Annotated in this window: 15 protein-coding genes; 2 read left to right on the forward strand and 13 right to left on the reverse strand. The window is 69.4% G+C overall.

Annotated features, from left to right (window positions below):
- Positions 1 to 40: 40 nt before the first annotated feature.
- From P9K36_RS00785 to P9K36_RS00795, 3 genes are all read right to left on the reverse strand, one after another.
- Positions 41 to 565, reverse strand: a complete 525-nt coding sequence (locus P9K36_RS00785; protein ID WP_043754964.1) for a DUF2937 family protein — start codon at positions 563 to 565, stop codon at positions 41 to 43.
- 94 nt (positions 566 to 659) lie between these two features.
- Positions 660 to 1673 (reverse strand): WD-repeat family protein, encoded by a 1014-nt coding sequence (locus tag P9K36_RS00790; RefSeq protein ID WP_043754966.1) that lies wholly within the window; start codon positions 1671 to 1673, stop codon positions 660 to 662.
- Positions 1670 to 2344: a YoaK family protein gene (locus tag P9K36_RS00795; protein WP_043760585.1), complete on the reverse strand. Its 675-nt coding sequence runs from the start codon at positions 2342 to 2344 to the stop codon at positions 1670 to 1672. Before P9K36_RS00795 ends, P9K36_RS00790 begins: the two co-directional genes overlap by 4 nt.
- Before the next feature lie 207 nt (positions 2345 to 2551).
- Between P9K36_RS00795 and P9K36_RS00800 the strand changes: the two genes are divergently transcribed.
- The gene (locus P9K36_RS00800; RefSeq protein ID WP_043754970.1) at positions 2552 to 2980 is read left to right on the forward strand and encodes a response regulator; all 429 of its coding nucleotides are present in this window, start codon (positions 2552 to 2554) and stop codon (positions 2978 to 2980) included.
- Between the two features lie 24 nt (positions 2981 to 3004).
- Positions 3005 to 3370 (forward strand): hypothetical protein, encoded by a 366-nt coding sequence (locus P9K36_RS00805; RefSeq protein WP_052083507.1) that lies wholly within the window; start codon positions 3005 to 3007, stop codon positions 3368 to 3370.
- Between the two features lie 97 nt (positions 3371 to 3467).
- On the opposite strand, the gene P9K36_RS00810 is transcribed toward P9K36_RS00805, so the two are convergent.
- The 10 genes from P9K36_RS00810 to proB form a co-directional block, all read right to left on the reverse strand.
- Positions 3468 to 4097, reverse strand: a complete 630-nt coding sequence (locus P9K36_RS00810) for a DUF2939 domain-containing protein (protein WP_043754973.1) — start codon at positions 4095 to 4097, stop codon at positions 3468 to 3470.
- 24 nt (positions 4098 to 4121) lie between these two features.
- Positions 4122 to 4676, reverse strand: a complete 555-nt coding sequence (locus tag P9K36_RS00815) for an RNA pyrophosphohydrolase (protein ID WP_043754976.1) — start codon at positions 4674 to 4676, stop codon at positions 4122 to 4124.
- Between the two features lie 94 nt (positions 4677 to 4770).
- On the reverse strand, positions 4771 to 6006 hold the full coding sequence (locus P9K36_RS00820) for a divergent polysaccharide deacetylase family protein (RefSeq protein WP_043754979.1): 1236 nt from the start codon (positions 6004 to 6006) through the stop codon (positions 4771 to 4773).
- Between the two features lie 171 nt (positions 6007 to 6177).
- On the reverse strand, positions 6178 to 7518 hold the full coding sequence (locus P9K36_RS00825; protein ID WP_043358098.1) for a S41 family peptidase: 1341 nt from the start codon (positions 7516 to 7518) through the stop codon (positions 6178 to 6180).
- On the reverse strand, positions 7518 to 8885 hold the full coding sequence (locus P9K36_RS00830) for a peptidoglycan DD-metalloendopeptidase family protein (RefSeq protein WP_091994723.1): 1368 nt from the start codon (positions 8883 to 8885) through the stop codon (positions 7518 to 7520). Before P9K36_RS00830 ends, P9K36_RS00825 begins: the two co-directional genes overlap by 1 nt.
- A gap of 6 nt (positions 8886 to 8891) precedes the next feature.
- Complete coding sequence (rlmH, locus tag P9K36_RS00835; protein WP_043754982.1) at positions 8892 to 9386, reverse strand: 23S rRNA (pseudouridine(1915)-N(3))-methyltransferase RlmH; 495 nt, start codon at positions 9384 to 9386, stop codon at positions 8892 to 8894.
- Between the two features lie 15 nt (positions 9387 to 9401).
- Positions 9402 to 9791, reverse strand: coding sequence for a ribosome silencing factor (gene rsfS, locus P9K36_RS00840; protein ID WP_075381505.1), 390 nt, complete (start codon positions 9789 to 9791; stop codon positions 9402 to 9404).
- Between the two features lie 57 nt (positions 9792 to 9848).
- Positions 9849 to 10490, reverse strand: a complete 642-nt coding sequence (locus tag P9K36_RS00845) for a nicotinate-nucleotide adenylyltransferase (RefSeq protein ID WP_043760589.1) — start codon at positions 10488 to 10490, stop codon at positions 9849 to 9851.
- 52 nt (positions 10491 to 10542) lie between these two features.
- Complete coding sequence (locus tag P9K36_RS00850) at positions 10543 to 11841, reverse strand: glutamate-5-semialdehyde dehydrogenase (protein ID WP_043754983.1); 1299 nt, start codon at positions 11839 to 11841, stop codon at positions 10543 to 10545.
- A 158-nt stretch (positions 11842 to 11999) separates the two neighbouring features.
- On the reverse strand, positions 12000 to 13115 hold the full coding sequence (gene proB, locus P9K36_RS00855) for a glutamate 5-kinase (protein ID WP_043358093.1): 1116 nt from the start codon (positions 13113 to 13115) through the stop codon (positions 12000 to 12002).
- Positions 13116 to 13197 lie beyond the last annotated feature (82 nt).

Consider the following 13197-nt stretch of genomic DNA (forward strand, 5'->3'; position numbering starts at 1 on the left):
TGTAGACGTGGCGCCACACTCTCGGGCGCGTGAACCGCGCTCAGGCGACGGTTGCAGTCTCCCGCGGGCGCCGACGCACCGCCCTCCGGCCCACATCCGAGGCGACGCGCCAGCCGCCCCACGCGACGAAGAACCCGATCAGGCCCGCGGCGAGGCCGTCGGCGCTGGTGGGGATGGCCGGGCTGAAGTCCCGATAGGCCGCCTCGGCCACGGGCAGGTCGGGATCGCGCAGCATCGCCACGACGCGCCCGAGGGGGCTCGTCGCCGAGGCCAGGGCCTGCTGCTGGGCGCTCAGGCGGGCGAGACGCGCGATGTCCGCCTGGGCAGCGTCGCCGCGGCGGGCGACCAGCTGATCCGGATTGGCGCGCAGCCGATCGACGGCGCCGTCGCGGGTCGTGCCGGATGCCTGCGCGTCAGATTCGAGCACGGCCACCTGGCGACGCAGCTCGTCGGCGGCGCCGCCGAGCCGCTGGGCGTATTGCTGAGCGAATTCCGGCGCCTGCGCGGCGACGACGCCGCCCAACAGGCCGAGCGCGAGGCCGAAGGTGCGGAACACGCGAAACATGTCTGGCCTCTGGTGGGGGAATCGACCCCGGACAAAGAACATGCCGATGGTCGCGGTTCCAGCCGGAGCCGCGACAGGCTTCAGCCCGGCAGCGTCAGCCGGGCAGCGTCAGCAAGCCCGCCTTGCCGTCGGCACAGCCGAACAGCAATCGGCCGCCGCGGCCATCCCAGGCGAGCGCGGTCACGCCGCTGCCCGATACGGCCGGACGGACCAGGAGTTCGGCCGCGTCGGTGAAGCGGACCAGCAGGATGCAGCCATCCTCGTAGCCCATGGCCAGAACCGGCGCCTTCGGGTGGAACGCCACCCGGGACACGCGGGCCGGACGGACGCCGCATTCCCGCGGAGCCTTGCCGGTCGGTCCCTCCTTGGAGTCGAACGGCCAAATGATCGCCGCCTCGGCGCCGCTCGTGGCGAGCCAATGACCATCGAACGACCAGGACATCGAGCGGACCTTGCCGGGATAGCCCGACATCCGCATGTGGCCGCGATCCGGCTGGAGCCGCCAGCCGTGCAGGCTGTTCTCCTGCATGGTGGAGACCACGAACCGCCCATCCGGCGACCACGTCACGTCGATATGCGAACCCTTCCAGCCGATCACCTCGGCGGGCGTCTCCAGGTTCGGGTACCAGAGGCTCACGCCGTTGTAGTGGGCGACCCCGAGGCGATACCCCTTGGGCGCGAAGACGAGGCCGCGGGCGGAGGAAGGCGCTTCGAAGGTCTTCTCGCGCCCCTTCGCGTCCCGGGCCACGACCGTGCGGCCCGCCGACCATGCCACGGCGCCGTCGGGATGGACGGCGAGCGCATCGATCCACGCCCCACCCTTGGAGAGGCCGACCGGCTCCATCGTCCCATCCGCGCGGATCGCCACCACGCGGCCGTCGTCGCCGCCCGTGAGCAGGCGGTCGCCGCCACCGGCAGCCACGAGGATGCCGCCGTCGGGATGGGCCGCGAGGCGGGTCAGGCCGTCGTCCTTCGCCAGGACGACGTTGCCGTCGCTCAGCGCCAGAGCCGGCACATCCTTGAGGAAATGCGTCGCGAGCACGTGTTCGCCGGGCTCCAGCGCGGCGACGTGACTGGTGAGGGAGGGATTGCTGATGGCGCTGCTCATGTCGGGGGGACATTTGCGGCCGGCGGCGCGGCGCGCAAGACCATGAAGGCGGTAATCAACGCCAGGCCGCCCGAGACGGCCGCCGGGGCGACCAACGCGTACAGGCCGAATTGCTGATAGGCGTGGGCACCGAGAAAGGCGCCGAACAGCAGCGACATCCAGACCAGAGCATCGCCGATCCACCCCAGCGGATCGCCGGTGCGGGTCAGGGCCTGCGCGATCTTCTGGCCGAGGCTGAACAGCGCCCCGGTCACGAAGGTGGTCCCGGCTCGGAAGCCCGTGACCTGCGCCAGGACGGCGTTCTGCGACCCCATCGCCAAGGCGACGAAGAAGGCCGCGAGGCCCAGCTCGGGCGACTCGAGACCGAGCCCCAGACCGGCGAGGATCAGCAGGGTTTCGTAGGCCAGCACCGCGGGCGTCGTCCACCGGGCCGGGACCAGGATGGCCAGCCCGCTGCCGAGAACCGACCCCGCCAGGAAGGCGACGATCAGGGTCGCGGGCAGGATCATGCGATGCAGCTCGGCCCCGGCGCCTAGGACCGCGAGCTGCGTGGTGTTGCCGCTCATGAACGACATGTACAGGCCGCCGAGACGCACGAAGCCGAGGGCATCGACATAACCGGCGAGGCCCGTGAGGAGCAGGCCGGAGCCGAGCTGCCAGGGACGCCTCACGACCAAGCCTCCCCGTCACGGCGCGGTAACGAACCATTAACCATTCGGACGGCTTCGTTGAGGGACGCCGGGCCGCGGTTAACGCGCCGCTCACCAAACCCGAGCAATTCGATGCAAACACGGTGAACGCCGCGTCGGAAGGGGCCGTTGCCCTTACGATCCGGCCCGGGGCCATCGAGCCCCCGCCGGGTGAGTGGGAGTTGCGTCATGGTTCCGTTCGCCGCCGCATTCGTCTGCCCGTCCATGCCCGTCCCGGACCGGGCCGCCACGATCCTGATCGTCGAGGATGAGCCGACCGTGTGCGAACTGGCCGCCGAGGCGCTGCTCGAGGAAGGGTATCGGGTGCTCACCGCTGCGGATGCCTGGGAAGCCGAGTCCATCCTGGCTCGCGAGAGCGTCGACCTGCTCTTCACGGATATCGACCTCGCCCGCAATACGAACGGCCTGTCGCTGGCGCGTTGTGCCCGCGAGCTGTCTCCCGACCTCCCGGTCGTCTACACCTCCGGCGGCCGGGCTTGCCTTCCGCCGTGCGAGGCCGTTCCAGGCTCGGTGTTCGTGCCGAAGCCCTATCGTCCGAGCCAACTCGTGGCGCTGACGCAGGACGTCCTGCGCGCCGCGCTCCTTCATGCCGTCTGAACTGGACCTTCGAGGACATCCGCCATGTGGCGCTCCCTTCCCGCAATCGGCTTCGCCTTCGCCGCCGCGATCGCTGCATCGCCGGCCCGAGCCGCCTGCGACGTGAAAGGCGCGCAGATCGAGGAGGCGATCGCCAAGAAGAGCGAGCTGCGCGAGGATGCCAATGCTCAGCTGGTGCGCGACCTGCGGACCCTGCGCGATGCCGCGATCGTCCTCGAGAGCTACAAGTTTCCCGGCGAGTGCGAAGTGCTTCTCGGCATCGTCCGGTCGCTCCTCGCCAACCCGAGCAAGACCATCGAGCAGAGCGGCGACACCGATGAGGAGAAGGCCGAGGATCTGAACGAGGCGCGCCAGCCCAAGGCTGCCGGCGGCACCCCGACGGCGAAGTAGCCATGCCCCGCTCCGTACGGCACGGGTCAGGCGCAATTCCGCGTCGACCCGAATAGGCGGGCGCGGAAGTCGGCCGGACGCGTCGAGGGCCCGCCGTCTAACGCTCCTCGCCGGCGCTGGCGCCGATCTTGGCGCGGGCCAGAGCCCGGCTCAACTTGGCGGCGATCTGCTCGCGCAGAACATCGGCCATCTCGATATCCACGAGGCGCCAGCTCAACCCGCGCAGCCGCAGCCGGATGCGCGTGCGCTCGGCGCGCGATCCCTCGGGCGGGATCGGGATCACGACGGCGCGAAAGCCCCGCATCTCCAACGCCGTATAGTATGACACGAGCCGCCCCAAACCGCGGATCGCCAAGCCCTCGGGATGAGCGCCGGCCGGCCGCTCGACATCGAGCTTGTCGGGCCAGCCATTGGCCAGAAGGTCCATCACCGTTTCCGGCGTCACCATCGTTTCGGAGAGTGCAAGCGCCAGGCCGTAGGCGGCGTCGTTGAGGCGCTGGCGGTCGCGGGGCTCGAGGTCAGGATCGGTCTCGGATGCCGTGCGCATTGCCGCGGTGATCTGCCGGACCAGCGAAAGTCGCAGGGTCCTGAAGTTCACATGGCCCTCGACATAGGCGGCATCGTGCCGGCGGACCGCCTGCGCGAGGTCGTAGAGCGACCACAGCGGGCTCATGGTGAAGGCAAGCCACGCGACGGCCAGGGCGAGCGGGATCGCGAGCCAGCGCATGGCCTCAGCGCCCCGTCCGCGCGGTCAACGCTGCGCCGACCATCGATCGAGACCGGAGAAGGCCGCGACGACCCCCTCGTAGACCGGCCGCTTGAAGGGGACGATCAGATCGGGAAGTTCGGCGAACTGCGCCCAGCGCCAGGCATCGAATTCCGGCTTGTCGGCGCCGCCCCCGGGATTGAGCACGTCGATCACGTCCTCGCTGCCCACAAAGCCGTAGGCGAACCATTTCTGCGTCTGGCCACGATACCGACCCTTCCAGGCCTGCTTCATCACGGCCGGGGGCAGGTCATAGGCGAGCCATTCGGGGATCTCGGCGAGGAGCTTCACGGCCTCCGGCGGTACGTTCGTCTCCTCGTAAAGTTCGCGGCGCGCGGCGGCCTCGGGATCCTCGCCGGGATCGATGCCGCCCTGAGGCATCTGCCACATGTGCGGGCCGGCCACATGCTCAGAACCCGCACCCTTCTTGCGCCGTCCGACGAACACGCCGCCCGATGGCGCAATCAGCGCGATGCCCACGCAGGGGCGGTAGGGCAGGGCGGTGCCCAGGTCCGAATCCGTTACCATCGAGACGACCATAGGTCAGGGGTGGCCGTTGCGGCAACGCCGCGCAAGTCTTTCCCGATCCCGGTGGGGGTGGATCTACTTGCGCTGACTATAATCACGCGCGTCCTCAATCTGCCGTCGAGACCCGCTTGTCGCGGACGCCGCGCAGCGCAACGCTCGCCGGGACCAAGCGCAGACCGCGGGCGTCGATGTCCTTGGCCCAGCGGGCGATCCGGTCGACGCTCAGTGCCGTTCCGGTCGCCGAGACGAGGACGAAGCCATTGGCACGCGCCCGGGCTTCCGCCTGCGCCAGGGCCGCATCGATGGCGTCGGCGCGCGGCGTGGTGTCGAGGACGATCTCGGCGCGGGCGATCGGTGTCTTGCCCTTGTTGGCGGGCATCGTCGCGGCCTTGGGCGCCGTTCCGTCGTCGAGGAACCCCAGGCCACGGGCGCCGATCTCGCGCAGCACCGGCTCGAAGGCCGCATCGGCCATCATCTTGGCGCCCATGAAATTCACGAGGCCCACATAGCCCGAGAAGCGCGTCATCGCCCAGGCAAGACGATCGGCATTCTCCGGTCCCCTCAGGGCCGTCAGCAGAGTCTGGGGCCCCGGATCGCTGTCGGGGTAATCGAACGGCTCCATCGGCAGCTGCAGGAAGATCTCGTGGCCGGCATCCCGCGCACGTGCGGCCGCGTGCTCGGCCTCGCCGCCATAGGGGAGGAAGGCAAGGCTGACGGCGGCGGGCAAGCGAGCGGTGGCCACGGCCGTCGTGGCTTGGCCGATGCCCAGCCCGGTCACCACGATGGCGATGCGCGGACCGGTGCCGGGTTCCTCGGAGCGGGCATAGACGTCGAGCGGGCGGATGCGCCCCTCGCCGAGCTTCGGCATCAGCCCGTGGCGTCCGGCCTCGCTGATCCGCGGATCAGGCGCCGGGACGAGCCGCGGTGCATTCGGCGGCGGTACGCGGATCACCACCGCATCGCTCGGACCGCTGCCGGGCGGCCGCACCACCGTCACGCCGGACGCGGTCTCAACCTCCTCGGCGCTGCGCTGAAGCGGGGCCGTGCTGGGGGCAGTCGCAAGGACCTGGGGCTGCAGGGTGGGAGGCGCCTGTGTGGCCGGACGCATCGTGGGCTCGCGCATCGCGATCGCGACCTGCACGCGCGGTTCGCCGCCGTCGGGATCCCCGAGGGCGAGGACAAGGCCGGCTGCCACTGCAAAGCCGGCCGCGATCGCGGCAGCAGCGATACGGGGCCGCCGGGCAGCCGCGATCAGCTGCCCGAGCCGGCTCGTGGGCTGCGCCGGCACCGCCTCAGGCACCCCGAGGGGGCGCGTGAGGATATCGTCCGTGGACTCGGTCAAGCGGCTCTCGATGCGGGATCACGATTGCTGCGCCGATCGGCAATGCGCCAATCCTTCCGTCCATTGCCGGCGGTTATGGTTAACGTTCCGCTAATGCCCGGTCCCGGAACGGAAAATCCCGCCCGGCGCGGCGCCGGGCGGGATCGGGTCGTCAGGGCATTCCGAACGCCGTCAGTTCGGCAGGCTGGGCTTCTGCTGCTGCGCCGAAGGCGTGCCGTTGGCGGCGCCCTTCTGGATGCCGTGCAGGAAGTCGACCGCCGAGATCAGCTGCTTGTCCTTGGCCGGATCCGGCGGAACGTAGGCGGAGGATCCACCGCGCTCGTCGGTATCCTTCTGCTTCAGGTGACCCTTCAGCCCTGCCTCACCCTTGGTCTCGTCCTTGCCCTTCAGCTCGTCCGGGACCTCCTGCAGGACCTCGACATCCGGCTCGATGCCCTTGGCCTGGATCGAGCGACCCGACGGCGTGTAGTAGCGCGCCGTGGTCAGACGCAGGGCGCCCGAACCGCCGAGGGGGATGATCGACTGCACCGATCCCTTGCCGAAGGAGCGCGTACCCATGATGGTCGCGCGCTTGTGATCCTGCAGGGCGCCGGCCACGATCTCGGAGGCCGAGGCCGAGCCGCCGTTGACGAGCACCACGATCGGCTTGCCCTTGGTCAGGTCGCCCGCCTTGGCGGAGAAGCGCTGGGTCTCGTCCGGATTGCGGCCGCGGGTGGAGACGATCTCGCCGCGATCCAGGAAGGCGTCGGACACCATCACGGCCTGATCGAGCAGGCCGCCCGGGTTGTTGCGCAGGTCGACGATGTAGCCCTTGATCTTGTCGGCCCCGATCTCGCTCGACAGCTTGTCGATCGCAGCCCGCATGCCGTCGAAGGTCTGCTCGTTGAACTGGGTCAGGCGGATATAGGCGACGTCGCCGCCTTCGACCTTCGAGCGTACCGGCTTGATCTTGATGACGTCGCGGGTGAGCGTAACGTCGATCGGATCCTTCGACTCCTTGCGGGTGATCTTGAGCTTGACGCTCGAATTCACCGGGCCGCGCATCTTGTCGACCGCCTGATTCAGGGTGAGGCCCTGAACCTGATCGTCATCGATCTGCGTGATGATGTCGTTGGCGAGCAGCCCCGCCTTGGCAGCCGGCGTATCGTCGATCGGCGTGACGACCTTGATCAGGCCGTCCTCCATCGTGACCTCGATGCCGAGACCGCCGAACTCGCCGCGCGTCGTGGTCTGCATGTCACGGAACGCCTTGGCGTCCATGTAGCTCGAATGCGGGTCGAGCGACGTCAGCATGCCGTTGACGGCCGCCTCGATCATCTTCGATTCGTCGGGCTTCTCGACGTAGTCCGTGCGGACCTTCTCGAAAACGTCGCCGAACAGGCTGAGCTGGCGATAGGTCTCGGCCGAGGCAGCCACCGCCCGCGGGCCCGACAGGAAGTCGGTCTGGGTGGCCACCATGGAGGTGCCGGCACCGAGGAAGGCGCCGAGCATGATCAGGGAAGTCTTGCGCATCAGCCGCGAACCTTCTCGCCAAGTACCGTATTGTTCGGGCTCTTCGCCCACCACGGCTCCGGATCGATGGAGCCGCCGTCCTTCTTGAACTCGACGTACAGGGTGGGATCACCCTCGGACCCGCCGGGACCTGCGCTCTTCTCGCCCATGGTGCCGACCGGCTCGCCCGCGAGCACGAACTGACCGACCTCGACGCTGATCTGATCCATCCCCGCTAGCAAAAGATAGTAGCCGTCGCCAGCGTTGATGATCAAGAGTTGCCCGTAGGACCGAAACGGCCCGGCGAACTGCACCCACCCGTCGGCCGGGGACGAGACGGACGCCTTGGGACGGGTCGTAAACGACACGCCGCGGGTGGTGCCACCATTGCCATCGGGCTGGTTGAAGCCGCGTGCGACGCGTCCGCTCACCGGCCGCGGCACTTCGCCCCGCGCCTCGGCGAAGTGGACTTTGGGTGCCAATCGGGCGGGGTCGCGGAAGCCGGCCGCGGCGAAGCGCTCCTGGGTGATGCGCGCCTCCCGCTCGGCCGCTGCCTTGGCCTCCTCGGCGGAGCGCTTCGCCGCTGCGACCTCTGCCTCCGTGCGATCGAGAAGGTCCTTCAGGTTCTTGGCCTGGGCACCGAGTTCGGCGGCCCTGCGGCGCTCTGCCGTGAGGCCGCTCTCGATCTCGGCCTGACGGGCGCGGCGGGCGGCGACCAGCGCCTGCAGGCGCTGCTGTTCGCGCGCCCATCCGGCAAGGTCATTGGACAGCCCTTCCTTGTCCTGCGCGATCAATCCGCGCAGCCTGATCATTTCCGCGAGATCGGCCGCCAGGGTGTCGACCTCGCCGCGCAGTTCCGGCACCACCGCGCCAAGCAGCATCGAGGTCCGGATTGCCGCGAGCACGTCTTCAGGGCTCACCAGAACGGCCGGCGGCGGCCTGCGCCCCATGCGCTGGAGCGCCGCCAGGATCTCGGCGACGATGCCGCGTCGGCCCTGCAGCGAGTGGCGGATCGCTGCCTCGCTCTCGCTCATCGCCTTCAGGCGCTCCTCCAGGCGGCTCAGGCGGTCTTCCGTCGCCTGCGCCTGTCGGCCCGCATCGAGAAGGGCGGCGTCGAGCTTCGCCCGGTCGGAGCCAATGGCTGCGATCTCCGACTCGAACTGCGAACGCTGGCCGGCACTGGCCGCGATCGCATCCTGGACGCGCTTCAGATTCTCGGCCCGGCGCTCACGTTCCTCATTGGCACGCTGAATGGCTTCGGGGTCGGTGGCCGGAGGCGTCTCGGACCGCGCGGCCGAGCCGATCGAGACGAGGGCGACCAGGGTCAGCGTCTGCAGCGCGCGTCTCGACGCGGACTTCGACCCGGCCGTCATCTCAGGGATGGCCATAGGGGGTCAGCCCGCCTCACCGCGATGGTAGGGGTGCCCCGACAGGATGGTGAGGCTGCGGTAGAGCTGTTCGAGAGCGAGCACGCGCACGAGTCCATGGGGCAGGGTGGCGGCCCCGAAAGACAGGATCAACTCCGCCTTCGTCCGAATTGAGGCGTCCAGACCGTCCGGCCCCCCGATCGCCACCACGAGTGCCGGCCGCGCGGCATCGCGCCAAGCGGCGACGCGTTCGGCCAGCGCCTCGCTTCCGATATCGGCACGACCCCGTTCGTCATAGGCGACCAGTACACCGCCAGGCGGCATGTGGCCCGTCAGGGCCGCCGCCTCCTCGGCACATCGGTCGAGGGCGCGACGGGCACGGGATTCCGCGATCTCGATGCTGTCGCAAGTGGCGAAGCCGAGCCCGCGACCGAGTTGCGCGGCGCGGTCGCGATATCGTGAGGCCAGCTCGCGCTCAGGACCGGCCTTCAGACGTCCGACTGCGGCCAGAATCAGGCGCATCGGCCGCGGTCCGGATCAGCCGGCCGCGATCCCGACCGGGCGGTCGGCGCCCCACATCTTCTCGAGGTTGTAGAAGCCGCGGACCTCGGGACGGAAAATGTGCACCAGCACGTCGCCGGCATCGATCAACACCCAGTCGCAGGCCGGGAGGCCCTCGACCCGGGCGTTGCCGAAGCCGCGGTTCTTCATTTCCTGAACGATCTTGTCGGCGATCGAGCCGACATGCCTCTGCGAGCGCCCAGAGGTGATGATCATCGTGTCGGCGAGCGACGTCTTGCCGGCCAGATCGATTGCGATCGTCTCCTCGGCTTTCATGTCATCGAGGCATTCGAGCGCAAGGGCCTTAAGGTCGTCCGAGCGCGCCTGACCGGCTTCCACCGGGGCTTGGACGGGGGTGCGGATCATCTCCGTGCGGCTGGTCTCGGGCAGAGTCCTGGTTCCTCGTTCTGCCACACGGCGGCGTCATGCCGTGCGGGATGACATGAAATTGGCGGTATCGGTCGTCGATTGCAACCGCGCTTGCGGCCGTCGTGACGTCGTTGGCCCCGTACTTGCGCGAATCTGCGTGGACGACAGGCTCGAACGGGGCCCGTGCAGAAACACCCAGGCCGGCGGCGGCCGCAGCGCGAGCGTCGATGCCGCCTCCTCGGGAATCCGGGCGTCGGCCAAGCGCCGCGCAGCCCGGGCGCTGAGCGGTGTCATGGTGAAACCCGGCCGGTCGATGACGACGATCGGCAGGAGCCGGGCGATCTCGGCGAAACCCTTCCAGCGATGAAAGGTGCCGAGAGAATCCGCCCCCATGATCCAGACGAAGTGCACGCCGGGGCAGCGGCGCTTCAGGAAGCGCAGGGTCTGGACCGTGAAGCGGACGCCCAGAGCCGCTTCGATGCCGGTCACGGCGATCCGCGGATGACGGGCGATGCGGTGGGCCTGGGCACACCGCACCTCCACCGAGGGGAGGGCGTTCCGGCTCTTGAGCGGGTTCCCCGGGCTCACCAGCCACCAGACCCGATCCAGGCCTAGCCGACGCAGTGCCGCGAGGGTCACGTGCCGGTGGCCCAGATGGGCGGGGTTGAAGGACCCGCCGTAAAGGCCGATCCGCATGCCGGGGGCGCTCGGCGGCAGGGTCAGCCGCACGCCGGACCTTCAGCGCAGGTCACGGGCGCGTCTGGCCGTTGCCGTGGACGCGATACTTGAATGTGGTCAGCTGCTCGACACCCACCGGCCCACGCGCGTGCATCCGCCCCGTGGCGATGCCGATCTCGGCCCCGAAGCCGAACTCGCCTCCATCGGCAAATTGGGTGGAGGCGTTGTGGGTGACGATGGCCGAATCGACCTCGGCGAGGAAACGGGTCGCCGCCGTGTCGTCCTCGGTGATGATCGCGTCGGTGTGATGCGAGCCGTAGGTCTCGATGTGCTCGATGGCCGCTTCGATCCCGTCGACCACCCGCACCGCGATGATCGCGTCGAGATACTCGGTATGCCAATCCTCCTCGGAGGCGGCGGTCACCCGCGGATCGACGGCGCGCGTCTCGGCATCGCCGCGGACCGCGCAGCCGCTCTCGAGCAGCGCGTGGACGAGCGGCGCAAGATGGGTCGCGGCACAGGCGCGGTCGACCAGGAGGGTCTCGGCGGCGCCGCAGACGCTCGTGCGGCGCATCTTGCTGTTGAGCAGCACGGTGCGGGCCATGTCGAGGTCGGCCGCTGCGGCGACGTAGACATGGTTGATGCCGTCGAGATGGGCGAAGACCGGAACGCGCGCCTCGGCCTGGACGCGCTCCACGAGGCCACGTCCGCCCCGCGGGACGATGACGTCGACGCAACCGTCGAGGCCCGCGAGCATCAGCCCGACGGCGGCGCGGTCGCGGGTCGGCACCAGCTGGATGGCGTCCTCCGGCAAGCCGGCATCGGCGAGCCCGCGGCTCATGGCCCGCGCGATCGCCATAGCCGTGCGATGGCTGTCCGAGCCGGCGCGGAGGATCGCGGCGTTGCCGGCCTTGAGGCAGAGCGCACCCGCGTCCGCAGTGACATTCGGGCGCGCCTCGAAGATCACCCCGACGACGCCGAGCGGCACCGCGATGCGCTCAATCAGCAGGCCGTTCGGCCGCTCGATGGCGGCCAGCTGACGTCCGACCGGATCGGCCAGGGAGCCGACCTTCTCGACGGCATCCGCCATGGCGGCGAGCCGCCCGGGATCCAGGGTGAGACGGTCGATCAGGGCGGCGCTCTGGCCCGCGCTCCGGGCGGCGGCCACGTCCCGCGCGTTCTCGCTCAGGATTTCGTCACGGCTCGCCCGGATCCGCTCGGCGATCGATTTGAGCGCCCCGTCCTTGGTTCGCGCCGAGGCCAGCGCCATACGCCGGGCCGCCGCGCGGGCCCGACGGCCGATGGCCGCCATCTGCTCCGGCAGGGAATCGGCCTCGGCGAAGTCCGATCTCAGGTTCAGGACGGGCACGCTGGCGTCCTCGATGTGCGACGGCCGCAGGAACGGCCAGACGATGGAAAGCGCCGTATTTGCACACCCGACACCGGTCCGACAAGAGTGCCGGCTCGTGATTGGGCGCAATGATCGGAGCGGAAAATTGTAAATAGATTAGTTTAGATCGGCATTTTCTAGAACAGTGCCAAGTCATCGCGATGCACCATCCAGGCGCGGCCCGGATAATTGAGCAAGTCCGGGATATGCGCGCTCGGGTGACCGATGATGAGCGCAGCCTCGGCGCTGTCATACGCCACCAAGCCACGGCCGAGGATCCGTCCCGCCGGATCACGGATCAACACGGCGTCGCCGCGGGAGAAGCTGCCCTCGATCGATCGGACGCCGACGGGCAGGAGGCTGGCGCCGCTCCGCAGCGCCTGCTCGGCACCGGAATCGATCGTCAGGGTGCCGCGCGGCTCCAGGGATCCCGCGATCCAGGTCTTGCGGGCGGCCGTCGGGGTGGAGCCTGAGAGGAACCATGTGCAGCGCGCGCCCTCCATCATCGCCTTGAGCGGGTTCTTCCCGCGCCCGTCGGCGATGACCAAGTGGGTGCCGCCCGAGGCCGCGATCTTGGCGGCCTCGACCTTGGTGCGCATGCCGCCCCGCGACAGCTCGGAGGCCGGCCCGCCGGCCATGGCTTCGATCTCCGGGGTGATGCGCTCGACGACGGCGAGGTGGCGGGCCTCCGGATCGTTCTTGGGCGGCGCGGTGTAGAGACCGTCGATATCCGAGAACAGGACCAGGACGTCGGCATCGATCATGGTGGCGACCCGGGCCGCCAGCCGGTCGTTGTCGCCGTAGCGGATCTCGGACGTCGCCACCGTGTCGTTCTCGTTCACGACCGGGACGGCGCGCATCTCCAGGAGTTTCAGGACGGTGGCGCGGGCGTTGAGGTAGCGGCGGCGCTCCTCGGTATCCTGGGGCGTCACGAGAATCTGGCCGGCGACGATGCCGTGATGGCCCAGAGCCTCGGCCCAGTGGCGGGCCAGCGTGATCTGCCCCACGGAGGCCGCGCCCTGGCTCTCCTCCAGGCGCAGGGCGCCGGGTGGAAGGCCCAGCACTGTCCGGCCGAGGGCGATGCTGCCGGAGGACACCACCAGCACGTCGACGCCGCGCCCGTGCAGCTCCGCGATGTCCTCGGCCAGCGCCGCGAGCCAGGCGTGGCGCAGGCGGCCGGCACTGCGATCGACCAGCAGGGCCGAGCCGACCTTGATGACCACACGGCGGAATTCTTCGAGGGCAGGGATCATGATTCTTGCGAAAACGCGCGTTTGCGCCGGGTGTGAAGCAAGACCCGCCTCTTGAACAGCCGTCCGACGACATGGCTCGCGG

It is taken from the genome of Methylobacterium sp. 391_Methyba4, from assembly GCF_029691625.1.
Lineage (GTDB): Bacteria > Pseudomonadota > Alphaproteobacteria > Rhizobiales > Beijerinckiaceae > Methylobacterium > Methylobacterium fujisawaense.

Excerpts from the sequence above, each read along its gene's own strand:
- rsfS (WP_075381505.1), bottom strand. The coding sequence starts at position 9,791 with ATGATCCGCACCCCCGTCCAAGCCCCGGTGGAAGCCGGTCAGGCGCGC.
- P9K36_RS00785 (WP_043754964.1), bottom strand. The coding sequence starts at position 565 with ATGTTTCGCGTGTTCCGCACCTTCGGCCTCGCGCTCGGCCTGTTGGGC.
- P9K36_RS00830 (WP_091994723.1), bottom strand. The coding sequence starts at position 8,885 with ATGGCCATCCCTGAGATGACGGCCGGGTCGAAGTCCGCGTCGAGACGC.
- proB (WP_043358093.1), bottom strand. The coding sequence starts at position 13,115 with ATGATCCCTGCCCTCGAAGAATTCCGCCGTGTGGTCATCAAGGTCGGC.
- P9K36_RS00845 (WP_043760589.1), bottom strand. The coding sequence starts at position 10,490 with ATGCGGATCGGCCTTTACGGCGGGTCCTTCAACCCCGCCCATCTGGGC.
- P9K36_RS00800 (WP_043754970.1), top strand. The coding sequence starts at position 2,552 with ATGGTTCCGTTCGCCGCCGCATTCGTCTGCCCGTCCATGCCCGTCCCG.
- P9K36_RS00825 (WP_043358098.1), bottom strand. The coding sequence starts at position 7,518 with ATGCGCAAGACTTCCCTGATCATGCTCGGCGCCTTCCTCGGTGCCGGC.
- P9K36_RS00810 (WP_043754973.1), bottom strand. The coding sequence starts at position 4,097 with ATGCGCTGGCTCGCGATCCCGCTCGCCCTGGCCGTCGCGTGGCTTGCC.
- P9K36_RS00805 (WP_052083507.1), top strand. The coding sequence starts at position 3,005 with ATGTGGCGCTCCCTTCCCGCAATCGGCTTCGCCTTCGCCGCCGCGATC.
- P9K36_RS00790 (WP_043754966.1), bottom strand. The coding sequence starts at position 1,673 with ATGAGCAGCGCCATCAGCAATCCCTCCCTCACCAGTCACGTCGCCGCG.
- rlmH (WP_043754982.1), bottom strand. The coding sequence starts at position 9,386 with ATGCGCCTGATTCTGGCCGCAGTCGGACGTCTGAAGGCCGGTCCTGAG.
- P9K36_RS00815 (WP_043754976.1), bottom strand. The coding sequence starts at position 4,676 with ATGGTCGTCTCGATGGTAACGGATTCGGACCTGGGCACCGCCCTGCCC.